Source organism: Cohnella candidum, assembly GCF_003713065.1.
Lineage (GTDB): Bacteria > Bacillota > Bacilli > Paenibacillales > Paenibacillaceae > Cohnella > Cohnella candidum.
Window position 1 is genome coordinate 4,978,439 of sequence record NZ_CP033433.1, and the last position, 24,270, is coordinate 5,002,708.

Annotated in this window: 21 protein-coding genes; 13 read left to right on the forward strand and 8 right to left on the reverse strand. The window is 53.9% G+C overall.

Annotated features, from left to right (window positions below):
* Window positions 1-156 precede the first annotated feature (156 nt).
* Both EAV92_RS23085 and aac(6') read left to right on the forward strand, forming a co-directional pair.
* Entirely contained in the window at window positions 157-3,195 is a 3,039-nt protein-coding gene (locus tag EAV92_RS23085; protein ID WP_123043258.1) for an S-layer homology domain-containing protein, read from the forward strand.
* Between the two features lie 139 nt (window positions 3,196-3,334).
* Complete coding sequence (aac(6'), locus tag EAV92_RS23090; RefSeq protein WP_206424261.1) at window positions 3,335-3,784, forward strand: aminoglycoside 6'-N-acetyltransferase; 450 nt, start codon at window positions 3,335-3,337, stop codon at window positions 3,782-3,784.
* A gap of 43 nt (window positions 3,785-3,827) precedes the next feature.
* Here aac(6') and EAV92_RS23095 read toward each other — a convergent pair whose 3' ends face one another.
* The 6 genes from EAV92_RS23095 to EAV92_RS23120 all read right to left on the reverse strand — a co-directional run bounded on the left by EAV92_RS23095 (window position 3,828) and on the right by EAV92_RS23120 (window position 10,771).
* Window positions 3,828-4,502 carry a methionine ABC transporter permease gene (locus EAV92_RS23095; protein ID WP_123043259.1) on the reverse strand — a complete coding sequence of 225 codons (675 nt, stop codon included), beginning with the start codon at window positions 4,500-4,502 and terminating at the stop codon, window positions 3,828-3,830.
* Complete coding sequence (locus EAV92_RS23100; RefSeq protein WP_123043260.1) at window positions 4,492-5,520, reverse strand: methionine ABC transporter ATP-binding protein; 1,029 nt, start codon at window positions 5,518-5,520, stop codon at window positions 4,492-4,494. The genes EAV92_RS23095 and EAV92_RS23100 overlap by 11 nt, the downstream gene beginning before the upstream one ends.
* Window positions 5,521-5,607: 87 nt before the next feature.
* Entirely contained in the window at window positions 5,608-6,495 is an 888-nt protein-coding gene (locus EAV92_RS23105) for a MetQ/NlpA family ABC transporter substrate-binding protein (protein WP_123043261.1), read from the reverse strand.
* Between the two features lie 115 nt (window positions 6,496-6,610).
* Complete coding sequence (locus EAV92_RS23110; protein WP_123043262.1) at window positions 6,611-6,847, reverse strand: hypothetical protein; 237 nt, start codon at window positions 6,845-6,847, stop codon at window positions 6,611-6,613.
* Window positions 6,848-7,075: 228 nt separating this feature from the next.
* Window positions 7,076-9,406: a glycosyl hydrolase family 18 protein gene (locus tag EAV92_RS23115; RefSeq protein ID WP_123043263.1), complete on the reverse strand. Its 2,331-nt coding sequence runs from the start codon at window positions 9,404-9,406 to the stop codon at window positions 7,076-7,078.
* A gap of 276 nt (window positions 9,407-9,682) precedes the next feature.
* A complete protein-coding gene (locus EAV92_RS23120) occupies window positions 9,683-10,771 on the reverse strand; it encodes a GGDEF domain-containing protein (RefSeq protein WP_123043264.1) in 1,089 nt (362 codons plus the stop codon).
* A 189-nt stretch (window positions 10,772-10,960) separates the two neighbouring features.
* Between EAV92_RS23120 and EAV92_RS23125 the strand changes: the two genes are divergently transcribed.
* The 5 genes from EAV92_RS23125 to EAV92_RS23145 are packed head-to-tail and all read left to right on the forward strand — an operon-like array spanning window position 10,961 to window position 15,578.
* Complete coding sequence (locus EAV92_RS23125; RefSeq protein ID WP_123043265.1) at window positions 10,961-11,866, forward strand: hypothetical protein; 906 nt, start codon at window positions 10,961-10,963, stop codon at window positions 11,864-11,866.
* 58 nt (window positions 11,867-11,924) lie between these two features.
* The gene (locus EAV92_RS23130; RefSeq protein WP_123043266.1) at window positions 11,925-12,692 is read left to right on the forward strand and encodes an ABC transporter ATP-binding protein; all 768 of its coding nucleotides are present in this window, start codon (window positions 11,925-11,927) and stop codon (window positions 12,690-12,692) included.
* The gene (locus EAV92_RS23135; RefSeq protein ID WP_123043267.1) at window positions 12,664-13,416 is read left to right on the forward strand and encodes an ABC transporter permease; all 753 of its coding nucleotides are present in this window, start codon (window positions 12,664-12,666) and stop codon (window positions 13,414-13,416) included. Before EAV92_RS23130 ends, EAV92_RS23135 begins: the two co-directional genes overlap by 29 nt.
* A 12-nt stretch (window positions 13,417-13,428) precedes the next feature.
* Complete coding sequence (locus tag EAV92_RS23140) at window positions 13,429-14,895, forward strand: sensor histidine kinase (protein ID WP_123043268.1); 1,467 nt, start codon at window positions 13,429-13,431, stop codon at window positions 14,893-14,895.
* The gene (locus EAV92_RS23145; protein WP_123043269.1) at window positions 14,892-15,578 is read left to right on the forward strand and encodes a response regulator transcription factor; all 687 of its coding nucleotides are present in this window, start codon (window positions 14,892-14,894) and stop codon (window positions 15,576-15,578) included. Before EAV92_RS23140 ends, EAV92_RS23145 begins: the two co-directional genes overlap by 4 nt.
* Before the next feature lie 173 nt (window positions 15,579-15,751).
* On the opposite strand, the gene EAV92_RS23150 is transcribed toward EAV92_RS23145, so the two are convergent.
* The gene (locus tag EAV92_RS23150) at window positions 15,752-16,468 is read right to left on the reverse strand and encodes a TetR/AcrR family transcriptional regulator C-terminal domain-containing protein (protein WP_164472909.1); all 717 of its coding nucleotides are present in this window, start codon (window positions 16,466-16,468) and stop codon (window positions 15,752-15,754) included.
* A gap of 128 nt (window positions 16,469-16,596) precedes the next feature.
* Between EAV92_RS23150 and EAV92_RS23155 the strand changes: the two genes are divergently transcribed.
* Both EAV92_RS23155 and EAV92_RS23160 read left to right on the forward strand, forming a co-directional pair.
* Window positions 16,597-18,051: a serine hydrolase domain-containing protein gene (locus EAV92_RS23155; protein ID WP_123043270.1), complete on the forward strand. Its 1,455-nt coding sequence runs from the start codon at window positions 16,597-16,599 to the stop codon at window positions 18,049-18,051.
* 34 nt (window positions 18,052-18,085) lie between these two features.
* Window positions 18,086-18,706: a class I SAM-dependent methyltransferase gene (locus tag EAV92_RS23160; RefSeq protein WP_123043271.1), complete on the forward strand. Its 621-nt coding sequence runs from the start codon at window positions 18,086-18,088 to the stop codon at window positions 18,704-18,706.
* 90 nt (window positions 18,707-18,796) lie between these two features.
* On the opposite strand, the gene EAV92_RS23165 is transcribed toward EAV92_RS23160, so the two are convergent.
* Window positions 18,797-19,225, reverse strand: coding sequence for an SRPBCC family protein (locus EAV92_RS23165; protein ID WP_123043272.1), 429 nt, complete (start codon window positions 19,223-19,225; stop codon window positions 18,797-18,799).
* Window positions 19,226-19,425: 200 nt separating this feature from the next.
* Between EAV92_RS23165 and EAV92_RS23170 the strand changes: the two genes are divergently transcribed.
* From EAV92_RS23170 to EAV92_RS23185, 4 genes are all read left to right on the forward strand, one after another.
* A complete protein-coding gene (locus EAV92_RS23170) occupies window positions 19,426-20,733 on the forward strand; it encodes an S-layer homology domain-containing protein (RefSeq protein WP_123043273.1) in 1,308 nt (435 codons plus the stop codon).
* 172 nt (window positions 20,734-20,905) lie between these two features.
* Entirely contained in the window at window positions 20,906-22,225 is a 1,320-nt protein-coding gene (locus EAV92_RS23175; protein ID WP_123043274.1) for an extracellular solute-binding protein, read from the forward strand.
* Window positions 22,226-22,324: 99 nt separating this feature from the next.
* Entirely contained in the window at window positions 22,325-23,209 is an 885-nt protein-coding gene (locus EAV92_RS23180; protein ID WP_123043275.1) for a carbohydrate ABC transporter permease, read from the forward strand.
* A complete protein-coding gene (locus EAV92_RS23185) occupies window positions 23,206-24,045 on the forward strand; it encodes a carbohydrate ABC transporter permease (RefSeq protein WP_241158367.1) in 840 nt (279 codons plus the stop codon). The genes EAV92_RS23180 and EAV92_RS23185 overlap by 4 nt, the downstream gene beginning before the upstream one ends.
* The last annotated feature ends 225 nt before the right edge of the window (window positions 24,046-24,270 follow it).

Sequence of the window (24,270 nt, forward strand, 5' to 3'; positions counted from 1 at the left end):
CGCGTAAATTTCACAAGCGGCTTTCTCGAAGAAGCCGGGAGACATGTCTTCTCACTGCTTTACGAGTTCTAGTGCCGATCCGCCCTATTTCCGAATCAAACCCGGCACAATTAGCGTGTCGTGTTGAGATATTCAATAACAGCAGAGGTGTCGACAATGAAGACGATCAAGAAAATATTAACCGCATTATTCATTCTAGCGTTAGCACTCACAAGCTTGCGGATACCGGTTGCCTCAGCCGATACGCCAGACGACGGATCCCTACCATCTGAGAGCCTTACATCCGTGACGGATGCCGTTTATGCTGTCACGGGGGTTAGTTTGGATCAGAAAAAACTTTACCTTGCGAGCGGAACAACAGCTGCGCTGAGCGCGACCGTCAGTCCTGAGAATGCGACCGATAAGAGCTTGAGCTGGAGCAGCTCTGATTCCAATGTAGCCACCGTGGGCGCCAATGGCGTGGTAACCGCAATAGGCTCAGGATCCGCAACGATTACCGTAACCACTACGGATGGGAGTTTTACGGCGAGTAGCATTGTGACCGTAAATCTTCCCGAGGCTACCAATGTAACTATAGCGAAGGCGTATCCCTATAAAGATTATTTTCTGATCGGGAACTACGATTATTACACGAACAAAGTTCGGAAGGGTAATGCTTCTACCTATCAATGGTATCGAGCGAATAATCCCAGCGGCGACGGTAAACAAGCAGTTACGGACGCTGTATATCTGACTTACACACCGACAGCGGGTGACGTCGGTAAATACCTTAGATTAGAGGTAACTCCTAACAATGGATATTATCAAGGGTTGACCGTAGCCAGCGGTTGGATAGAAATCCGTACCCCCGAGGGCGATGGATTGCGCTCGACGCCGTTCAGTGGAACACTCACGACCGAACACGTGTTTAAGCGCCCCGAGTTTCCGGATACCGCAACGCCGACCGGCGTATACGACGCCGAATCGATGACTTCCGTTTCAAGCGATGATTTTAACTATTTTTACTATAATGTCATCCCGGATACTAGCGGTGATTATATGTTCTGGGTGAAGGACGCGGCCATCGATCGCAGTGACTCGGTCGTATTTGTTTACAAGGATCAATTTGACGCTTCCAGCCCTTTAACCAACCTGATTGCCGGCAATGACGACATGCTTGGGTTCGGCATCTACGGCAATCAGCCCGATCGTGCAAAGTCGTACATTCCGATGCTGCATTTGGATGCGGGAAAAACATACATTTTGGTGATGACGACTTGGCAAAACGGCGAATCCGGAGATGTCTCCTTCCAGAGTCTGGGCCCGGGAACGCTTCAATTGATCAAGCCTAATCCGATAAACGATCTGACTGCCGCTGCAGGTAACGGAAAAGTGAAGTTGACCTTCAGTGCAGCTGCGCGGTCGACAAGCGTTCGGATCGAACAATCTACGGATGAGGTAACATGGACGCAGGCTGCCACAACGGGCACGATCGATTCCTCGACGACGAGCGCATGGGTGACCGGGCTTACGAACGGGGATATGTATCATTTTCGCTTAGTGGTGACCGGGGGCGACCGGATGGGGATATCCAATGTGGATGGGGCAATGCCTCTTGCTTCCCTAATATCGAACGATGCGACGCTCAGCGATATGACGATAAGCGCAGGGACGTTGAACCCTGTGTTTGTATCTGGAACAAGTACCTATCGAACGAACGTAGGAAGTAATGTGGCCAACATCACGGTGACCCCGACGGTGTCGGAGGATCACGCGACGGTGAAGGTAGCCGGCCAGACGGTATCAAGCGGCCATGCGTCGAATCCAATCCCCTTGAACGGTGGGGATAACACGATTCAGGTGGTGGTCACGGCCGAAGACGGCCAAACCAGCAACACGTATACGATTACGGTTTCACGAGCCAACCCGCCTGCACAATCGGAGTCGGGGAACTTGCAGCAGACAACAGCGGTAGAAGTTCTCGTGAACGGCAAAATCGAGAAAGCGGGCACCGCGACGACGTCCGTCGTGAACAATCGGACTGTAACAACCGTCAGCGTCGATCAGAATAAGCTCGATGAGAAGCTCGCAGCCGAGGGACGGAAAGCCGTGATTACCATTCCGATCAAATCGGCGGATTCCGACGTCGTCGTCGGCGAGCTCAACGGCCAAATGATCAAGAACATGGAGCAGAAGGAAGCCGTGGTGGAGATCAAGACCGGGAACGCCGCCTACACGCTTCCTGCTCAGCAAATCAATATTAACGCGGTGTCTGATCAATTGGGGCAGAACCTGCAGTTGCAAGATATTAAGGTCCAAATCGAGATCGCTTCCCCTCCAAGCAATACCGTCAAGCTGGTGGAGTCAACCGCTGCAGCCGGACAGTTTACGATCGTGGCTCCTCCGCTCGACTTCACTGTCCGCGGAACCTACGGGGGAAAGACGGTGGAGGTTTCCAAGTTTATCGCATACGTGGAACGGATGATCGCCATCCCGGACGGAGTCGACCCGCAGCGGATCACGACCGGGATCGTCATTGAGCCGGATGGAACGGTCCGTCACGTGCCGACGAAGATCGTTGTAGAAGACGGCAAATACTACGCCAAAGTGAGCAGTTTGACCAACAGTACCTACTCCGTCGTCTGGCATCCGATCGAATTCCAAGACGTAGCTGCCCATTGGTCGAAAGATGCCGTGAACGACATGGGTTCCCGTATGGTCATTAAAGGCATCTCTGATCAGACGTTTGCGCCGGATCAAGCGATTACCCGTGCGGAATTCGCGGCTATCCTGGTTCGTGCTCTCGGATTGAAGCTGGAAAAGGGAACTTCCTTCTCCGACGTAAAGGCATCGGACTGGTACGGCGAAGCCATTCATACAGCGAAGTCGTACGACCTGATCAGCGGGTTTAAAGACGGCTCCTTTCAGCCGAACCGCAAGATCACACGCGAGGAAGCGATGACCGTGATTAGCAAAGCGATGAAGCTGGCCGGGCTCCGCGTAAGTGGATCAAAAGAGCAAGCGAAGGCCTCTCTCGAAGCCTATAGCGACGCAACGCTCGCTTCTGCTTGGGCTGTCGACGGCTTGGCGGATTGCTTGCAGGCAGGCATCGTTTCAGGAAGAGCAAATCACCGGCTTGCGCCTCTCGACTCTATCACGCGAGCGGAAGTAGCCGTTATCGTGCAGCGTCTTCTTCAGAAAGCCGATTTGATTTAAGAGCATACAGACCGCCGGAGGGTTTACAACGACTCCGGCGGTTTTTTCATTTTCCACTTTTGTGCCATGTTCTGCAGAAACCAATCGGCATGATTTTCGTATTCATGCTTATTAAGGAGCACGGAAGGGGTTATGAGGGTTGATCCTGAGGCGGATTGAAGAATCAAGCGAACGGTATCTTGGGCCATTAACGGATATGGCGCTGGACCTCTGGCCGGACAGTGATTATGACGAACTCCGAAATGAATTCTTCGAGTTTCTGCAATCGGACAAAGATAAGGTTTATCTCTATTTGGCAGACGATCTGCCCGTGGCATTCATCCACCTGTGCATCAGATTCGACTATGTAGAAGGTTCGGTAACGAGCCCTGTCGGTTATGTAGAAGGGATATACGTTAAACCGGAGTACAGACGGCAGGGGATTTCTAAAGCGCTTCTGCAGAAGAGCGAGGAATGGATGAAAAGCAAAGGCTGTAAACAAATCGGCTCGGACATCGAGTATGACAACCATACGAGCTATCAATTTCATCTCGGCGTCGGATTCAAAGAAGCCAACCGGATTATCTGTTTTATTAAAGATCTCGAATAAGGCACAAGGCGGTACCGGTTAATCCCCGGCACCGCCTTCTTCGTTAACGTTTACGCAACTTTTTGGCAATCACGGTGCCGATCGACTGGACGAGTTGAACGGAAAGGATGAGCAAGATCACGCAGGTGATCATGACGTTCGGTTCCCAGCGCTGATAACCGTACCGAATGGCGACGTCGCCCAGACCGCCGGCCCCGACCACCCCGGCCATCGCGGAAGCGCCGACCAGGCTGATGGTTCCGATCGTTAATCCGAGTATGAGGCCGGGTCTCGCTTCCCGTAGAATTACGCGCGTAATGATTTGCCTTCGGGTCGCTCCCATGGCTTGAAACGCCTCGATGACGCCGCGATCGACCTCAAGAAGGGCCGATTCCATCAACCGTGCAAGGTAAGGGGCCGTATAGACGACCAGCGGCACGATGGCGCCTTTCACCCCGATCGTCGTGCCGACAATGGATTTCGTGAAAGGGATGATGGCGACCATCAAAATGATGAACGGCAGCGAGCGCAAAATATTAATGACCACGTTCAAAATTTGATAAATCAACGTATTTTGATAGATATGCCCAGGCCGGGTGACGACGAGCACAACGCCGAGAAACAATCCGATCACCGCGGAAACGAGCAAGGCGTAACCGACCATGATGCCTGTCTCTTTCATCGATTGCACGTATAAGTCCCAGAATTCCCCGAAGATGCCGAAAAAGTCAGCCAGCATGGTCAATCACCTCAATCTGCAGCTCTTGTTTGGACAAGTAATCCATGCCTGCCTGAATGGCCTCCGCTTCGCCCGTTACTCGAACGACGAGGGTTCCGTAAGTCGTATCCTTGATTTGCGTGATGTTGCCGTACAGAATATTGGGGCGCAGCGAGAACCGGGTGGCCAAATCCGCCCAGATCGGCTCCGCGACGTGCTCGCCGACGAACGATATCCGCAATAGTTTTCCGGAACTGTTCCGCTCTTTGATTTTCTTGAGCAGAGACTCGGGTAAGTTCACGTCGAAAATGGTCTTGATGAAGTTTCGGGTAATCGTCTGCTTCGGATTCGAAAATACGTCCAGCACTTTGCCTTCTTCGACGACTTCTCCGTTTTCCATGACCGCGACGCGGTCGCAAATTTTCTTGATGACATGCATCTCATGGGTGATCAATACGATCGTGAGATTGTATTTGCGGTTGATTTCGAGCAGCAGTTCGAGAATGGACTCGGTGGTTTGCGGGTCAAGCGCCGACGTCGCTTCGTCGCACAACAAGATTTCCGGATCGCTGGCCAATGCCCGCGCGATCGCGACGCGTTGCTTTTGGCCGCCGGAAAGCTGGGAAGGGTAAACGGATTCCTTATCCTTCAGTCCGACCAGCTCCAACAGTTCATGGACCTTTCTGGTGATTTCCTTTTTCGGGGCATTCACCAGCCGCAGAGGCGCGGCCACGTTGTCAAACACCGTATTGGAAGAGAGCAAATTGAAGTTTTGAAAAATCATGCCGATTTTACGCCGCGTTTGCCGGAGCTGGGCTTCGTTCAACCCGGCCAGATCGACCCCGTTGATCCGGACGGTTCCTTCGGTCGGCCGTTCCAGGAAGTTGATGCAACGGATCAGGGTGCTCTTTCCCGCGCCGCTGTAACCGATAATGCCAAAAATTTCGCCTTTGCCCACCTGCAGCGTGACTTTTTTGACGGCTTCGATTTTTTGTTTATGTTGATGAAAGACTTTCGTTACGTTCTCTAGATGAATCATGCGGCACGCCCTTTCATGTCTCGATGAAAATAGGAAAGGCAGGTCCGTCCCCGAGGGAGAGACCTGCACATGTTCAGCGTGGTTGAATTACCAAGCAGGAACCATCGAGTCGCCGTATTTTTCCGTTACGAATTTTTTCACTTCTTCGGATTGGAAAGCTTTGACCAAGCGCTGGAATACCGGCTTGTCCTGCTCGCCTTCGCGAACCGCGATGATATTCACCCACGGGGAATCTTTAGGCTCGCGGTAGATCGCGTCTTTGCTGGGGGAAAGACCGTTGTCGATCGCGTAGTTGGTGTTGATGACCGCTGCCGTCAGGTCGCCGAGCGCTTTCGGGATAAAGGCCGCATCCAGTTCTTTGAATTTCAGGTTTTTCGGGTTTTCCGCGATGTCGCGGACCGTGGCCGTAATGCCGACTCCGTCTTTCAGCTTAATCAAGCCGGCGCTTTGGAACAGGATGAGCGCGCGGGCGCCGTTGGTCGGGTCATTCGGCAAACCGAGCGTATCGCCGTCTTTCAGTTCCGCCAGATCCTTGATGGATTTGGAGTAGACGCCAATCGGATAGTTGATCGTATCCGCCAGCTTCACGATGTGCGTGCCGTTCGTTTTGTTGAATTCGTCGAGGTAAGGCACGTGTTGGAAAGCGTTGGCGTCAAGTTGGCCGTCTTCCAGCACTTTGTTCGGCTGAACGTAATCGTTAAATACGACAAGCTCCAAATCCAGATTATCTTTAGCGGCAACTTCTTTGGCCACTTTCCAGATTTCTTCTTCCGCTCCGGCCATAACGCCGAGCTTCAATTTAGCCGGTTCGGAACCGGTGGGGCTGGCGCTCGCGCTTTCGTTCGGGCTGCTGCTGGCCGAGCTGGAGGCAGCCGCGCTGCTTTCGCCGGATTTGTCGTCGTTCGATTTACCGCAAGCTGCCGCGATTACCGTAAACACGAGAACGAGAAGTACAAGCAGAGATTTTTTTGCCATCCTGAACACCGCTTTCAACTGAGTTTGATACTTGCCGGACTAAAATAGTTATTAACCTACCGGAATAGTATGAATTAAAATATAGTTTGTGTTTTACGGCACGTCAAGTAAAAATTTACAAAATGCAATGAAAGGTTTTTCTCGCGACTCGTTCCGGCGGTTTATCGAGATAGAGCACGATGGAGCCGTCTTCTTCCCGCACGTCATACTTGAGGAGTCCATCAGAATAATAGGTCAATCCGTAATTGTGTGAAAAAGTGCTGTAGTTCGATTTTGCCTGCTTGGAGACGAAGTTTCGGCCCGAGTTTCCCTGTAGTTCGATTTTGCCTGCTTGCAGGCTCTTTTTCAGCACCGGCCCTCCGAAATGCGCTTCTAAGTGTGCGATTTCGAACTGGAGTGTGCCTCCCGCCGAAAATACTAAATTAAGTGTGCAAAACCGAACTGCGCGGGTCGATGGGAATGAGACGGGGATCAAATTGGGGTGACGGTGGTGGGGCGAGCTTGTTCGCGCGCGCACATTACCACGCAAAAAGGCAGCGAGCCCAAAGCTCGCTGCCTTTTCCGCATATCGTACCCTCGATTACTTAGGTCCCCACAGCGCGGGAACGTTCGGCGGCTCCCAACCCGTCTGGGAGGTGTGCGCCTGAATGCAATAGTACGTGATGCCGCCGTACGTGACCAAGTCGTTCACGTTGTACCAGGTGTTCGGCGCCCAGGCGGGGATGCCGGATTGGCTCGTCGTGACCGTAAGCGCGTTGCTGGCGGCGGAGACGTTGCCTGCGGCATCCCTCGCCTTGACGGTGAACGTGTAAGACGTGTTCGCGGCCAACCCGGTGATCGTCGCGGAGGTTCCGGTGACGTTCACGTTCGTCGAGCCGTAGGACACGGTGTAACCGGTGACGCCGACGTTATCCGTGGACGCGGTCCAGCTCAGGGAGACGCTCGAGGACGTCTTGGACGGCGACGTCAGGTTCGTCGGCGCGCTGGGCGGCGTCGTGTCCGTCGGCGGCGGGCTCGTCGTCACGGTGAGCGCGTTGCTGGCGGCGGAGACGTTGCCTGCAGCATCCCTCGCCTTGACGGTGAACGTGTAAGATGTGTTCGCGGCCAGCCCGGTGATCGTCGCGGAAGTGCCGGTGACGTTCACGTTCGTCGAGCCGTAGGACACGGTGTAGCCGGTGACGCCGACGTTATCCGTGGACGCGGTCCAACTGAGGGAGACGCTGGAGGACGTCTTGGACGGCGACGTCAAGTTCGTCGGCGCGCTGGGCGGCGTCGTGTCCGTCGAAGCCGGGCTCGTGGTCACGGTGAGCGCGTTGCTGGCGGCGGAGACGTTGCCCGCCGCGTCTTTCGCGCTGACCGTGAACGTGTACGACGTGTTTGCGGCCAGTCCAGAGATCGTCGCGGAGGTGCCGGTGACGTTCACGCTGCTTGAGCCATAGGAAACGGTGTAGCCGGTGACGCCGACGTTATCCGTAGACGCGGTCCAGCTGAGGGATACGCTGGAGGACGTCTTGGACGGCGACGTCAGGTTCGTCGGCGCGCTGGGCGGCGTCGTGTCGCCTGCGCCCGTCGTTGGCAGGTCTGTCGCGAGCTTATTGAGCAGCGTCTTGTTGCGGTCGCCGCTGAATTCCCAGAACATCGCGCCGGCCAGGTTTTTCGTCTTGATGTACGACGTTTTCTCGCCGATGGATTGAACGTCGTCGTAGCTGATATACGTTTTGTTAGACGGATTGTAGAGGTACGGCACCCTTGCGGTGGCGTTCCAGTAGCGGGTGTAGCCGTTTTTGTTCACGTAGTTGTTCTCGATGTCCGAGTAATCCAGCACGCCGGCCTCCCAGGTCCCCGTGGAAGGACCGGTGCAGCTTTGGTACTGCCCGTTGCCCGTCGTGTTGCATCCCGTCCAGCCGCGCCCGTAAAAAGGCACGCCCATGACGAGTTTGCTCGCGAGAACGCCCGCGTTCAGATGCCCCGTGACGCCGGCGTCCGTGTTGAACGTGGAAGCGTTCGGAACGCCGGCGGCCGCGGCGGCGGGGTCATAGTACAGCGGCGAGTTATGGGCGCTCACCGTCTGCCAGCCGCCATTGAAGTCGTACGTCATGATGTTGATCCAGTCGACGATGGCGGCGATATTCGCCAGCTCCGTGTTCTGGGCGTACGTCGGGCTTGCTCCCGAAGCGATCGTCAGCAAGTAATGCTTGCCGTCCGCCGTTCCCGCCGCATCCAGCTTGGCGCGGATCGCTTGAAGCAGCAGCGTGTAGTTCTGCTTGTCGGCCGCCCTGTAGCTGTTGCCCGCGAGTCCGCCTCCGACCGGATACTCCCAGTCGAGGTCGACGCCGTCGAATTGGTATTTGCGGAGGAAGTTGACCGCCGAATTGGCGAAATTGTCCCTCGTATCCGCGCTGGCCGCGACGTCCGAGAACCGGTTGGACCAGCTCCAGCCGCCGACCGAGATAATCGTTTTCAGGTTCGGGTTGATTTGTTTCAGCTTGATCAGCTGTTTGAAGTTGCCTTTGAGCGGATCGCTCCACACGTCTCCGGGGTTGCTCTTCTGCGCGTCGATCCAAGGATCGCCCATGACGATGGACCCGTTGGGCACGTTGATCACGCCGTTTTCGTCTTGGCAGCTCCATGTAGCCGGGTTAGGACCGGTCGGGTCCGGATTGCCGTGCGAGCCGTTCCAGCAAATGTCGGCGAATGCGTAGTTGATATGAGTTACTTTGGTAGGATCGATGTCATACACTTGATAGTTTCGGCCGTAGGCGCCCCAGGCGGGATAATAGCCGATGATCTTGTAAGGCGCGGCGGCTTCCGCCTTGGCGGGGGCAAGCAGGCCGGGAATGAGGGACAGCAGGAGTGCGGCAACCATTACGAGCAGGTTCGTCTTGCGGAAGCGAACTGCGAGGGTCGTCATTCTTCATTCCACCTCTCCTCATGCGTAATGAAATCCGAACGGCAAAAAAACCGTTTCATGACGAATCGGCATCACCTCCTTTAACGAAAATCGCGAAAGGGAACGACGGCGGATGGACGAATCTTACGGCATTCGGCAGCGGTATGGAATTTTAAGAGGTTAATAGAGAGGTTCATAGCATCGTTATTCTTATTGTGAAGGAAGATTCGAGGCCCAGAAAGAGGAAAATCCCCTAATAAGGGGATAGAATCGTGGCATGGATGACGAGGTTGCCGCTCACGTGGCGGTGACCAGTTTGTTTTTACCGGAGCGTTTGGCTTGATAGAGGCGGGCATCCGCCCGTTCGAACAACTCTTCCTTGCCGATCGCAGGTTCGTAAGCGGCCAGTCCGGCACTGAGCGTGACGGCTTGTCCGCCCAAATCCTCATGGCGAATGCCGGCCGCGCGTTCCCGGATCGCTTCCATCGTGCCGACCGCCTCTTCGTAACGCGCACCCAAAAGCAGGATCGCGAATTCTTCGCCGCCGTAACGCGACGCGATGGCGTTCTCCGGGACAAGCTCCCGGATCAAGCCGGAGACCCGCGACAAAATCGCGTCCCCGGCGCGATGACCGTAGGTGTCGTTCACCGATTTGAAGTTATCGATATCTATCAGAGCCAAATAAAACCCGCTTTCCGGGTGCTGTCTGCCATACTCCCAAGCGAGTTCGAAATGCTCATGGAAGGATGCCTGGTTGTACAATCCGGTCAGCGCATCGATCTGGGATTGCCGCCGCATGGCCGCGTATTGCGCCATCAGCTCTTGTTTCGCTTTCAAGGTCACGTAGAGCTCTTCCCGCAGTTCCCGTCCCCGGATCATGATGACGATGGCGACCCAGGTGCACATGGCGAGGAAGCACGGGGTGGCGACCAGGTCGAAATCGGAAAGGTAGTTTCGGTAAACGGGGTAGCGGAGGCACAACAGGATAAAAGCGGCGAATTGAAGGAATGAGGCGAAGAGCGTGAGCCGAATTCGATAAAAAATGACGGAAGCCAAAATCGGCAACAGCAGGAGCGCGGAAATGATGCGGATATCCGTATTCAGCCGGACCAGCGTCACGGAGATCAGGCTTCCGGCGATGAGCAGCGAATAGATGGACAATCGCGGCACGAGGCGCCGCACGATCCATGCGGCGAACAAGGCCGCGCTCATGGCGAGCGTCGGCCCGATCAGGATGATCGAATAGAATTCCAAAGCGGAAGCTTCATAGGGAAGGAATAGAAACGACATCAGCTGCGCCAGGAAATGGACGCCGATAATGCACCAGTAGGAAAACCAGACTCGTCCGGCCCATTTGCTCTCTTGGCGCGTCAAATGTTCTGTCATGGGGGGCCTCACCTGTCTAGCATTCGGATAATGAATTTTACCACATGGACGCCTCCGCTAAAGTTTAGATTTTATTAATAATTTGATTAGCCCGCGTTAATTTTCTTTTCTCGGCAGTTTAGAAGTGGAGTCTACTATAGGGAATGTGACGCAGAGATGCGTCGATTAAACGCCTTGGAGGTCATCGATATGAAGAAAAAGGTTTTGATGCTGGGAGCAGGCTTGACGCTCGGAAGCGCGCTGCTCGTCACTTCCGCTTTCGCGGACATTGGAGGAGCGCGCGGCTATGAAGCTTACAAGGACGCTTTGAAGCAAACGGCAGCCACCTCCAGCGCAACGCAGCGGATCGCGCTCGCCTTGCAGGATAACGGCAAATCCTTGCTGAACGTCACGACGACGGTGAAAGAAGACGGCAAGGACGTCAGCGGCAAAGCCGCGATCCAATCCGGAGGAACTTCGCAAAACTTCGAATTCTACAACCAGGACGGCCAATCGGTCCTGAAAGCCGGCAACAGCGATACGTATTTCGTGACGAACGAATCCGGCAAACGCGAAATGAAGCATGCCGACCGGTTCAAGGACAATCCGCAGCTCAGCAAGGAAATGGAAAACGTCGTAGACGCGCTCGTCGGCAACCTGAAGAACGAAGTCGTACTTAGCGGTTCCGAGGACGGGCAGCATTCGATCGACATGAAGCTGACCGGCTCGCGCATCCCTTCCGCCGCCAATGTGATCGGATCGCTGCTGATCAAGGAAATGAGCGGAAAAGACATGCAGAGCAAGATGGCTCACCGCCCGATGGGCAGCCAGGCGCTGGGGCTTGACGTCGCGCAAATTACCGCCGAATTCCCGGAATTGACGCAGGACGTGAACATCGACGAAGTGTCGCTGCATGCGGACATCGATGGCGACCAACACATCAACAGCCAAACGATCGGCTTCAAAATTTCCGGCAAGGACGCTTCCGGCCAATCGCATAACGTGGTCATCCGCGCGGATATCGACACGTCCGATCTCGGCACCACAACGCCGGATTCCGTCAACCTGACGGGCAAGAAAGTCCAAAAAATCGAATTCGCCGATTTTGAACATTAATCCGAATACGAGGGAGCGGCTTCACCGCCGCTCTCTTCCCATCGAGGAGGGAACAATCATGTACGGGGATACCGTTCTGGAAATACAAGGCCTCACCAAAACCTACAAAAATAACCGGGGCATCGCCGACGTTTCGCTTCGGGTCAACGAAGGGGACGTTTACGGGTTCTTCGGGCCCAACGGCGCCGGCAAAACGACCGTCATGAAAATCGCGGCCGGTCTCGCCAAGGCCGACAGGGGCTCCGTCCGGCTGTTCGGTTACGATCCCGGGGAACGGTACGAGGATGCCATGAAGCAGGTAGGGGTGCTCATCGAGAAGGCCGAAGCGTTCGAATATATGAGCGCGTACCGCAATCTCGAGCAGGCTGCCAGGCTGTATCCGGGGCTGCCGAATTCGAGGATCGACGAAGCGCTGGAGCTGGTGGGCCTCGCCGCTCACAAGAAGGAGAAGGTCGGCCACTATTCGCTCGGCATGAAGCAGAGGCTCGGTATCGCGTCCGCCATCCTGTCCAAACCGAAGCTGCTTATTCTTGACGAACCGACCAACGGCCTGGACATCGAAGGGATGGTCGAAATCCGCGAGTTGATCGCGCGGCTGGCGAAGGAAGAGCAGGTCACGTTCTTCTTGTCCAGCCATCTCATCTCCGAGATGGAGATGATCTGCAACCGCGTCGGCATTCTCCATAACGGCCGATTGATTCGCGAAGGCGGGATGGGTGAGCTCGTTCACGGCTCCGGGCAGTCTCTCGAAAGTTATTTCGTACAGCAAATCCGCGCGGAAAGGGAGGCCGGCCGCCATGAGCCTGCTGAAGTCCATTACCATTAACGAAATCGTCAAACTGCTGTCGAGGAAAAAAACGGCGTTTTTCCTGCTGCTGCCCGCCGTGCTCCCGTTCCTGGGACTGTTTGCCGTCATTCGGCTGCAGAGCGGACTGGGCGTCACCGGCGTCTCGGGTGACCATTACGCGATTTCCGTCTTGAACGTGCTCACCGTTTTCGTGCTTCCCCTCATGATGTTCATGTCGGCTTCCGATATGTTTTCAGGAGAGGTCGGCGATAAAACGATCCGCTCCGTGCTGCTTCGTCCGGTAAGCCGGCTGAAGGTGTTCACGGGCAAGCTGCTCGCTTTGTTTGCCCTCATCGCGGCCGCGCTGCTGCTCGGCTTGCTGGGCTCCGCCATCGCTTCCTTCTTCCTGCCGGCATCCGCCGGAGCAGGGGGAGCCGTCGCGGAAGCCGCTCTCGCTTACGCGGTTGCGGCCGTGCCGATGTTCGCGCTGTGCACGGCAGCCGTCTTCATCGCGCAGTTTTTCAAAAACGCGAGCGGCACGCTGGCGATTTGCATCCTTCTGTACGCCGCGGCCAAACTGCTCGCTTTCTTCTTCCCGTCTCTGGCCGTGTTTTCGCCCACCGCTTACACCGATTGGCATGCCTATTGGATCGGAAGCATCGTGTCCATAAGCAAAATCATGACCGTATTCAGCTTTCTGCTCGGTTGCGGTATATTGTTTTATACGTCCGGTTATTACGTTTTCGATAAAAAAGAAGTTTAGGAGAATCTCCCGATGTCGATCCGGATTCGGCTTTTGCTCTCTTACCTGGCCATGTTGATCATCCCGCTCGTCTTGCTGGCCATCTCGTTCGCGGTCATCGTCTCGACGGTGCTCGGGGATCTCGATTCGGTATTCAAGCTGGACACCAAGAACAAAAACCCGATCGCGGCCATCATCGGGGAAGAAGCGGACATCGCGGCGGACATCCGTTTGCGGGCCGCGAACGATCCCGATTCCCTGAGGGACCGCACGCAGATGCAGGGGTACAGCGACAAGCTTCAGCGGATCAACATGGGGCTGATCGTCCGTTTGGGGGACCAAGTGTATTACTCCTCTCCCAATATCGACGGGACGGACGTCGCCGAGCATTTGCCCGCTTACGGGCAGCCTCAAACCGAACACGATTTCCGTTCCGGCTGGATGCTGGATCGGCAATACGACGTCACGTTCAAGGACGGCTCGAAGGGCTCCTACTATATATTTCTGAACGTGAACTTCCTGAATTGGTTCGCGGCGAAGTTCGCGAAGATGTTCTTGATCTCGCTGCTCGTGATTCTCGTCGTGGTGAATGGGATTCTCACCTTTTACGTGTCCCGCAGCATCATCCGGCCGCTTCGTTCGTTGAAACGCGCCGCGGGAGAAATGAAGGAAGGCAACCTTGCCTACCAGATCCGTCCCGAATCAAGGGATGAGATCGGAGAGCTGGCCGTCGCGTTCGAAGAAATGAGGATCAAGCTCAAGGGCTCGATCGACGTGCAGCTTCAATACGAGGATAACCGCAAGGATCTGATCTCGAACATTTCCCACGATTTGAAATCTCCGGTAGCCGCCATCCGGGCTTACGTGGAAGGCATCATGGACGGGGTGACGGACACCCCCGAGAAGCTCGACCGGTACATTCAGACGATCCATAAGAAAACCGTGCAGATGGACCGCCTGATCGACGAGCTGTTCCTGTTTTCCAAGCTGGACCTGAAGCGGCTGCCGTTCCATTTTGAAGAAGTGAATTTGGATTCCTTCCTGCAGGATTGCACCGAGGAGATGCAGCTCGACGTGGAGAAACGCGGCGTCAAGCTGGCCTATGAATCTCCGCTGCTCCCGCATCCCGCGAACGTGATCGCGGATCGGGAGAAGCTCAAGCGCGTATTCGTCAACGTCATCGAGAACGCCGTGAAGTATATGGATAAGGAAGACGGAAGAGTGTGGATCGACATGCGGGAAGACGGGGACAACTACCGGATCGTGGTCAAGGATAACGGCCAGGGGATCGCGCCGGAAGCGCTGCCGTATATTTTCGATCGGTTCTACCGCGCGGATCCTGCGCGTAACGTCGATACGGGCGGAAGCGGCCTGGGGCTCGCCATCGCGCGGCACATCATCGAAGAGCACGGCGGCACGATCCATGCGGCCAGCGAGCCGGGCATCGGCACGGTCATCATGATTTCGCTTAGACGAACGGACGGGAGGCAGTCGGCATGAAACGCATCTTGATCATCGAAGACGATACCAGCATGGCGGAGCTCGTTCGCGATTATCTGGCCATTCACCAATACGAGCCGCATATCGAGACGAGCGGAGACCGGGGAATGAAGCGGGCGTTGGAGGAGAAATTCGACCTCATCTTGCTCGACTTGATGCTGCCCGTCGTCGACGGGTTCGAGATTTGCCGCACGCTGCGAAGCCAGCTGGACATCCCGATCCTGATGGTGTCGGCGAAGAAAGAGGATATCGATAAAATCCGGGGGCTCGGCCTCGGCGCGGACGACTACGTGGTGAAGCCGTTCAGCCCAAGCGAGCTGATGGCGCGCGTGAACGCCCATCTCTCCCGGTACGAGCGCTTGTCGGGCGCCGGCCAGAAGAGCGAGGAGATCCGGATCCGCGGCTTGCGGATCGATAAGGCGTCCCGCCGCGTATTCGTGAACGACAAGGAGGTCGCTTTCACGACGAAGGAGTTCGACTTGCTGACCTACCTGGCTTCGAACCCGAACCGGGTCTTCAGCAAGGACCAGCTGTTCGAGCAGCTGTGGGGCATGGACTCGCTCGGCGACATCGCCACCGTGACCGTCCACATCCGCAAGATCCGTGAGAAAATCGAGCACGATCCCTCCAACTCGCAATACATCGATACGATCTGGGGAGCGGGTTACCGTTTTAAGGTGTGACGCAATTCGGGATGGCCCCCCACCGTAAGTGGGCAAAATCGAACTACAGTACCGTGGACCGGCGCTTTTGTCTCAGCAAGTGGTCATAATCGAATTAGATGGGCAATGTAGAGGGGAAAGCTCTCTGTATTGCTCATTTTTTTGAAAACACTGTTTAACTTGCGGTTGTTTCCTCATAGCTTTTTCGATCGTTTGGACGCCGCCATTGTCTCTAATCCTGCCAACAGGAGATCCGTACCGAACTTGAAGTGAAGATCCGTATCGACGCGAGCCGCAATATTCGGGGCAGCTTCTACGAGCCATGGATATTGTTGCTGTGGAAGGCCTCCATAGAACTTCAGCAATTTAGCCCCCCACACCTGGCGTTCTTCTTCCGACCCTTGTACATAACCATTTCCCGTCACAACCAGCGACACCACTTGAGTTAGCAAATGTTCAAAAGTAAAGAATGCTTCTTGAGGCTCGAAGCCAGCGTTGCGGAGGATGCCAAGCGAAGTATCGAAAATCTTGAGCCTGTTCGTTGAAGGCAGAGACCGCCTGGACAGCAAGTTTCCGCCCGAGGGATGGTCGAGCAATACCTGACGTAAAGCGTAAAGCAATCCCCTCACCTGTTCCCGCCAATCCACCTCTTTTATTGCCGAGGTATCGAAAGAAGCCAGCATATGTTCGGTCATAGCGTCTAAAAGGTCGTCCTTATTGCGTACATGCCGATAGATGGCCATGGGTGTTACGCCGAAATCGTGGGCTAAGCGCCTAAAACTCACCGCGTCGATTCCTTCCGTATCCGCGATATTCAATGCCAGCCCCACGATGGACTCTCGACTAAGGCGAGCAGAGCCTTTCCGTTTATGGTTACCTTCAGGTATTTGATCATTGTTATTGTGGACCATAGTTCGACGCCTCCGAATGAAACAGTATAACAAAATTATTATAACAAGAAAGTTGACGTGTATACACTGTATACTTATAATACCATGTATACGCTGTATACTTCCGCGTACGAGGAGTCGATCGCGAAATGAAATTCCGCAAAGTTCACCCATGGGTGATACTTTTTAGAAGTAAAAGAAAACGCAGATTTACGTTGCTGGCAGCCGTTTTAACGCTATTCGTGAGCGCAGGGTTTGTGCTTTATCAGCCGTTAATGGTTGCCTCTGGCTTTACAAGTCATCAAATCTGTTCCGAAACGTTTGTCTCGGGCCTTGACCCCGAGCAGGTTTACGACGAGAGGGTGAAGCCGGAAGGGGCAATCGGACTCGTTAGCCATTTGATTCACTTCAACGTTGATCGTGAAAAACGTGAAGTAACAACGACGATCGCAGGCCTATATAAAACCCAAGCGGTGTACGGTGAAGAGATGGGATGCTTATTGGTCCAAAAGCCCGAGGACGTCAATCTGGCTGCGGATGCTAAGCTCAATTCCCCCGTTCGCCCACCTGATTCACTAGCTCCTGAGATCGCGGGGCCCGGGGTGGCCGAGACGAGTAACGAGCTTCTGCGCACGGCGGTTGACCGCGCTTTTACAGAGCCAAAGAATCAGCCGCACATCCGAACCAAAGCAATAGTCGTTGTCAAAGATGGCAAAATCGTTGCCGAGCGGTATGCGCCTGGCATTGGCGTGAACACGCCTTTATTGGGATTCTCGGCTACAAAATCAATCACCAATGCGCTGATAGGCATTCTGGTCCGGCAGGGAAAGCTGGACATCGGCCAACCCGCACCCATTGCAGCTTGGCAAAATGAGCAGGACCCTCGTCACAAGATCACGCTAGATGACCTGTTACGGCAGACTAGCGGCCTTGCTCTCAAACAAACTAGCTCGGGCTTCGATCCTGCGTCGCGATTGATATATCTGGAGCGCGACATGGCAGGCTTCGCAGAGGAGGCGAAGTTAACTACAGTGCCCGGAACCCGATGGGCCTACACCGATGGCAACTATATACTTCTCTCGCGTATTATCCGCGACGCCGTCGGCGGTCGGGGCCCGGATGTAAAAGATTTCGCGCAGCGTGAGCTGTTCGGGCCAATTGGCATGAAGCACGTGACGTTGGAGTTCGATGCGACCGGCACGCCGAACGGTGCAAACTCAATGTTAGCCTCTGCGCGTGATTGGGCTCATTTGGGGCTTTTGTACCTGAACGACGGCATGGTTGGCATTGACCGCATCCTGCCGAAAGGGTGGGTGAAATACTCGTCCTCCCAAACGCTAAACACCGGCTATGGAGCCGGGTTTTGGATAAATCAGGAGACGAGCGGCAAGGCTCCGTATGGTCTCCCCTGGGGGATGCACCATGTGCCGCGTGACGCGTTTTTTGCCTTGGGCCATATGGGGCAGTTTGTTGTGATCGTGCCATCCCAGCATCTGGTTGTGGTGCGATTGGGCGTGTCCCATTACTCGGATGGATTTATTGCTGGCGCCGATCGGTTGGTCGCCGATGTGATTGCAGCGCTTCAACAGGACGGAGTACATTGAGCTGTTCGCGTCGCTTACGAAAAGGGGTATTTGAATGAATAAGGAAAATTTGGCCCGGAAGTTCGACAAACAAGCGAAAGCGTATGAGAGGAGAAGGAAGCAGCTTACGCAAAATGAATGGCGGGAACGATTGATTTGCGGCGCGAAGGGAATGGTTCTCGAGGTCGGCGTCGGGGCGGGTGGCAATTTCCCGTATTACCCGAAAGATGTTATCGTAACGGCAGTCGATTTCAGCAAGGAGATGCTCAGCAGCGCGAAGGAAGCGGCATCCGAGTTAGGCGTGCGAGCGGAGTTCGTGCTGTCCGATATCGAATCGTGCGATTTTCCCGAGGGCAGCTTCGATACGATTGTTTCTACGCTGACGCTTTGCGGCTACAAAGACCCGATTGCCATGTTGAACAAATTCAATAAGTGGACCAAAGCAGATGGGCAAATTCTTCTGATGGAGCACGGGACGAGTTCGAATGGGCTCATTCGTTCTATTCAGAAGGCAGTTGATCCTTTGTTCTTAAAGGTGGTCGGCTGTCATCAGAATCGCGATATGGAGCACCTCTTTCAGAAATCCGGTATCCATATTATCAAGGCAGAGCGACATTTCATGAATATGGTTCATTTGGTATGGGCTAAGCCGAATAAAAACAACGTCACTATATGATGAAAACCGCGCAAATTGTTGCTGTAGAAAATAAAAAGAAATGGATAGAGCTCAGATCTTTTCTGAAGCCTCTATCCATTTTGCTTTTATTTATTTCGGCTGCTCGCTATATTTCTTGAAGTTGTCCATGAACGCCTGCCATCCCGCTTGCTGCTGCTCGATCGAATGGGAGGATTCCGCTTCGAAAGTCTCCACGACCCTCGTGCCGTTGTCGACAGGAAGGAATGAGATCGTCACTTTTCTGTCATCGCCGAGCGTGTAAGCAATCCATTCGTGGGTTCTGACTTCGTCATAGATGCCGCCGAAATCGAATCCGAAGCTGCCGTCCTTGGCTTCCATTCGGGTTGAGAATTTGCCGCCTGCTCTCAAATCATTCTCGGCGGACGGGGCATGCCAATCATCCGAAGCGAAAGACCATTGCGTGATATGCTGGGGTTCCGTCCAATACTCCCATACTTTTTCAACCGGTGCATTTACCGTAGTCTCCACCGTTAACGTGATTTTATCGCCTGCGCTCATTATTCTACCACCCAACTAAAATGTTTTAGAAATCGTTCCTAATTATACCATTTTTCCGTTGGGGCGGGCAATCGATAGACGCGTTGGCAAGTGTAATGGGTACACTCCCAGTATATAACGGTTGAATTCACCATTGATGGATCGGATAATTTATACCGTCGTTATAACAACATGATAGACAGCAGGAGGAAGGCAGCTAGATGAAAAAAGCTTTGGCAAGTGCGTTACTGGCAACGGTCGTTTCGGTGTCGGCGGTTCCGGCGGTTTTCGCGGATACGGCCATCACTGCGAAATCGAGCTCGTTCATCGATATCGACAAATCCTACGCGAAATCGGCGATTGAAGAATTGCACGGCAAAGGGATCTTGTCCGGCGTCGACAACGAGGGCCGCTTTGACCCGAAAGGCTCCCTCACTCGCGCCCAATTCGTAACGATCATCGTGAATGCATTGGGTCTGCCAGCCGACGCGACGACTTCTTCTTTTACGGACGTCAAAGCGGCGTGGGCCGTTAAGTACGTCGAAGCCGCCTATAAGGCAGGTATCGTGAACGGCGTAGGCAACAACAAGTTCGCTCCGAATGAACCGGTAACGAGGGAAATGGCCGCGGCGATTCTGGTCAATGCGCTCAAAACCGAAGGGAAGCTCGACGACGCGAACGCTGCGGTCAACTTCAAGGACGGCGGCAAAATCGCGACTTGGTTCCAGGCTTCCATTGGCGTCGCTCAGAAATATCAGTTGATCGCCGGCTACCCGGACGGTACGTTCGATCCGAAAACGACGGCCAACCGTGAAATGGGCGCCGTTATGGGTTCCAATCTACTTAAAGCCATCGAGGTTGTCGTCAAAGAAAACACGCCGGCACCCGTAGCCATCAGCGGCGTCCATATCGAATCCAGCAATGAGAACGCCGGACGCGCCAAAGTCGGCGACACGGTGACGCTAAAGTTCACGACAACGGAACATGTGTCCAAGCTGGGCAACTTTAAAATCAACGGAAGCAACCCGACGACGTTCGTGTCCGAAGGTTCGGGCAGCGCATGGACGAATACGGCCACCTATGTGCTCGAAGATTCCGATTCGGAAGGCGTCGTAAACTTCCAAATCAACGTGAAGAACGATGCCGGCATTTACTCCGTCACGACGGAAGCCACGAGCGACGGAAGCACGGTTACGGTTTTTAAAAAGCCTGAAATCAGCAGCGTATCCCTTGCTTCGAACAACGCTGATCCTTCCAAAGCAACCGTCGGCGATGTCGTTACGTTGACGTTCACGACGAAGCAACAAGTTTCGAAACTCGGCAACTTCAAAATCAACGGCGGCAACCCCGCAAGCTTCACGTCCACGGAGCAAGCGGACCACACATGGAAGAACGCGGCGACTTACACGATCGACCCCACCGATCCGAAAGCCGCGATGAACTTCCAGATCAACGTGAAAAACGCCGTCGGACTGTACTCCGTCACCACGGAAACGACGACCGACGGAAGCTCCGTTACCGTATATTAAAAGTAATCGTTCCTCCATTAAGCCAAGACCTCGGTCTTGGCTTTTTTTCTTTTTTTTGGGCATTAGACAATCTTATCCCTGCATGATTGGATTAAGCACTTACCGGAATTTGCTAATCTCCCTAAAATGAAGTAGATGAGAAATTTCTAATTCTATGGGAGGTTCCCCGCACATGAAGAAAAGTCTTCTCCTGGTAGTGCTCAGCTTGGTTCTTGTGGCCACGATGGCCGTAACCTCAGCGGGAGCAGCAACAAAAAGCGTTACCATGGTTGTAAGACACACGCAATTGGGAGAGGCGAAACAACAACGTCTCAACATCCTTACCGATGTATTGAAGAAAGTGCAGAAAGACGTTTCCGGCGTTGAATTTAAATTGGACGGCGTGGACTCGGACGTTAACCGCAAAGAGAAATTGCGGTCCGAAATGGCTACCGACTCCGCACCGCCCATTTTCGATCTGTTCGGCGGAGCCGACACGCAACTGTACGCCTCCGAAGGAAAGCTGCTCGATCTGACCCCGATTCTGAAAGAACTCGGCCTCACGAGCAAATTCATTTCTTTGGATGAGTTCAAGGTGAACGGCAAAGTATACGGGCTGCCGATCGGCGGTTACCAAGAAGGTTATTTCTACAACCGGGATTATTTCACGGCCAAAGGACTGACGATTCCGAAAACGCTGGATGAGCTGGATCAATTGGCCGCCAAAATCAAGAAAGACGGCAAAACGCCTTTCGCGCAAGCTTCCAAAGCAGCGTGGGTACCGCTCATGACCGCCAATACCTTGTGGGCCCGTTATGCCGGTCCGACGATCACCTCCGGATTCGCAACCGGTAAAACGAAATGGAACAGCCCCGAGATGGTAGCTGCGTTCAACAAATACGCGGATTGGGTGAAGAAAGGCTACTTCAAGAAAGGCGAACTCGGTCTGGATTATGCCGAACAGCGCAACCAGCTCATTCGCGGCGAAGCGATCATGATGTACGACGGTTCCTGGGCATCCAGCGTATTCGCGGATCCGAAGCAAGCCGGTAAAATGACGAACAAAGTCGGCTACTTCCCGATGCCTAAAGCCACGAAGGGCAAAGGCGACCAAACTTGGGTCAACGGCGGCTTCTCCAACGGCTACGGATTCTCGGCCAAAGTCGCTAAGGATCCGAAACAATTGGCTGTAGTGAAATCCTTCATCAAAAACATGTACAACGACGAAATGCAAATTCGCGGGCTGGAAGCCGACGGCGTCCTGCCTTCCATGAAAATCGACAGCGCGAAATTGGCGAAAGCGAAAGTCTCCGATCTCGTGAAAGTCATCATCGCGGTAGGCAACAGAGCAGGCGGCGCGTTCCCGGCATTCGATTCCTTGGTCCAACCTGACGTGAATACGGCGATCAGCGAAGGCATCCAAAAATTGATCGGCGGGAAAACGACGGCGAAAGCGATGCTGGACAGCGTCCAAAAGGTCCAGGAAACGGCAAACGAAGATTCGGATAATTAAATCGCAGAATGGAGGAAAAGTACCACCCGCCTAAGAGTGGGTGGTGCTTTTCTATAAAGACGACCAAGAGAATCATGTCTGACCGACCCGGAGGTTAAGATGAACAAGGCGTTAAGGAAGCCCTGGACCTATGTATTGTTCCTGTTGCCCGTCTTATTGCTGTATGTCCTGTTTTTCATATATCCGATGATCGATGCCTTCGAAAAAGGATTCACCAAATGGAACGGCATCGGGGCCGCGCAGTTCAATGGAATCAAGAACTTCGACAGAGCGCTCACGGACGATAAATTTTGGAATTCCGTTAAAAACAACGGCTATTTCATTTTGTTCTCGGTTTTCGTGCAAGTACCGATCATTATCTTTTTCTCTCTGTTGATCAGCAACGTAAAGAAGCTTCAGGGCTTGTATAAAACGGTCGTTTTTATCCCATCCGTCATGGCGACCGCGGTGATCGGCATTTTGTGGAGCTTCATCTACGAACCGGATATCGGGTTGCTCAATATCATCCTGACGAAACTGGGCATGCAGCCGGTCATGTGGTTATCGGAACCCAAATGGGCCATGTTCTCTATCTTGATTACGAATGCCTGGCAGTGGACCGGATGGTACGTGGTGATGGTCCTTGCTGCGATATTGTCGATTCCGAAAGAAATCGACGAAGCCGCCGTGATCGACGGGGCGAACGGTTTTCAACGGGCGACCAAGGTGACGGTACCGCTCATCATGCCGATCATATCCGTGGTTATCATGCTCTCCATCGCCGGCGCGATGAAAGCGGCCGATATCGTCATCGTCATGACCAAGGGAGGTCCCGGCGGAGCCACGGACGTCATGGCGACCTACCTGATTAAATACGGGATCACGAATGTGAAATACGGCTACGGCAACGCGATCGCGGTCTTAATTTTCGTATTCACGCTCATACTTACCGTGTTGTACCAATGGCTGATTGCCAGAAGAAGCGAAAGGATCGAATACGAATGACGACGACGTTGAGAGCGGCGAAGAAAAGCATCGGCCATATCATCTTGTGGGTCTATTTGATCATCATCCTGTATCCGTTCCTGTTCGTCCTTTTCTCGTCCGTAAAGTCGGATAATCAGGAGATCGCGAGCAATCCGTTCGGTATCCCTTCGACCTTCCATATCGAAAATTATTACGAAGCCTGGGTGAATGCTAAAATCAGCGTTTACTTTTTCAATAGCCTGTATATCGCAACGCTATGCTCGATCGTTTCCGTCATCCTTGCCTCCATGGCCTCGTTTGCGATCACGCGGATGCGTTACTGGAAAACGAGCAAAGGAATGTACCAATTCATCCTCATCGGCATGCTGATTCCGGGTAATGCTTTATTGCTGCCCATCTTCATCATGTTGAAAGACGCGGGCATATTGGGGACGCATTTGGCGCTGATCATCCCCTACACCGCCGGGGCTATTCCTTTCACCGTTATTATCCTGTCGGCGTTTATGCGCTCGCTTCCGGGCGAGCTGGAAGAAGCCTCCGTTATGGACGGTTTGAGCGCGAAGGGGATTTTCGTGCGCATCATCTTGCCGATCACCGTACCGGCGTTGGTCACCGTATTTATCGTGAACTTCATCGGAAACTGGAACGAGTTCCTGATGGCGAATTTCTTCATCTCCACGGATGAATTGAGAACGCTGCCTGTCGGGATGGTCGGTTTCCGCGATATCTATAATACGAACTATGCGCAAATGTCCGCGGGGATCGTGTACAGCGTGGTTCCGGTTATGATCATTTACGCGGTCCTGCAAAAACAAATCATCGAAGGCTTAACCGCGGGCAGCGTGAAAGGCTGATCGAGTAGAGGGTAACGGTTGCTGCGGCAGCCGTTTTTGTTTTAGCAGACTAATGCGGGGTGCCCTTGGGAATATTTGTAACACTACTTCCTAAAGAAGGTCGACTGCATGTTCATTTTGATAAGGGCCGTCTTGTGGGCGCTCATTTTGCTCAAATGGGGCGACTGGCGAAACTGGAAGCAATATCAGTCCAGCATTTTATTCGTGATTGCCGCGGATTTTCTT

Coding starts and splice junctions, on each gene's coding strand:
- EAV92_RS23085 (WP_123043258.1), top strand. CDS start 157: ATGAAGACGATCAAGAAAATATTAACCGCATTATTCATTCTAGCGTTA.
- EAV92_RS23095 (WP_123043259.1), bottom strand. CDS start 4,502: ATGCTGGCTGACTTTTTCGGCATCTTCGGGGAATTCTGGGACTTATAC.
- EAV92_RS23100 (WP_123043260.1), bottom strand. CDS start 5,520: ATGATTCATCTAGAGAACGTAACGAAAGTCTTTCATCAACATAAACAA.
- EAV92_RS23105 (WP_123043261.1), bottom strand. CDS start 6,495: ATGGCAAAAAAATCTCTGCTTGTACTTCTCGTTCTCGTGTTTACGGTA.
- EAV92_RS23115 (WP_123043263.1), bottom strand. CDS start 9,406: ATGACGACCCTCGCAGTTCGCTTCCGCAAGACGAACCTGCTCGTAATG.
- EAV92_RS23120 (WP_123043264.1), bottom strand. CDS start 10,771: ATGACAGAACATTTGACGCGCCAAGAGAGCAAATGGGCCGGACGAGTC.
- EAV92_RS23125 (WP_123043265.1), top strand. CDS start 10,961: ATGAAGAAAAAGGTTTTGATGCTGGGAGCAGGCTTGACGCTCGGAAGC.
- EAV92_RS23130 (WP_123043266.1), top strand. CDS start 11,925: ATGTACGGGGATACCGTTCTGGAAATACAAGGCCTCACCAAAACCTAC.
- EAV92_RS23135 (WP_123043267.1), top strand. CDS start 12,664: ATGAGCCTGCTGAAGTCCATTACCATTAACGAAATCGTCAAACTGCTG.
- EAV92_RS23140 (WP_123043268.1), top strand. CDS start 13,429: ATGTCGATCCGGATTCGGCTTTTGCTCTCTTACCTGGCCATGTTGATC.
- EAV92_RS23145 (WP_123043269.1), top strand. CDS start 14,892: ATGAAACGCATCTTGATCATCGAAGACGATACCAGCATGGCGGAGCTC.
- EAV92_RS23150 (WP_164472909.1), bottom strand. CDS start 16,468: ATGGTCCACAATAACAATGATCAAATACCTGAAGGTAACCATAAACGG.
- EAV92_RS23155 (WP_123043270.1), top strand. CDS start 16,597: ATGAAATTCCGCAAAGTTCACCCATGGGTGATACTTTTTAGAAGTAAA.
- EAV92_RS23160 (WP_123043271.1), top strand. CDS start 18,086: ATGAATAAGGAAAATTTGGCCCGGAAGTTCGACAAACAAGCGAAAGCG.
- EAV92_RS23165 (WP_123043272.1), bottom strand. CDS start 19,225: ATGAGCGCAGGCGATAAAATCACGTTAACGGTGGAGACTACGGTAAAT.
- EAV92_RS23170 (WP_123043273.1), top strand. CDS start 19,426: ATGAAAAAAGCTTTGGCAAGTGCGTTACTGGCAACGGTCGTTTCGGTG.
- EAV92_RS23175 (WP_123043274.1), top strand. CDS start 20,906: ATGAAGAAAAGTCTTCTCCTGGTAGTGCTCAGCTTGGTTCTTGTGGCC.
- EAV92_RS23180 (WP_123043275.1), top strand. CDS start 22,325: ATGAACAAGGCGTTAAGGAAGCCCTGGACCTATGTATTGTTCCTGTTG.
- EAV92_RS23185 (WP_241158367.1), top strand. CDS start 23,206: ATGACGACGACGTTGAGAGCGGCGAAGAAAAGCATCGGCCATATCATC.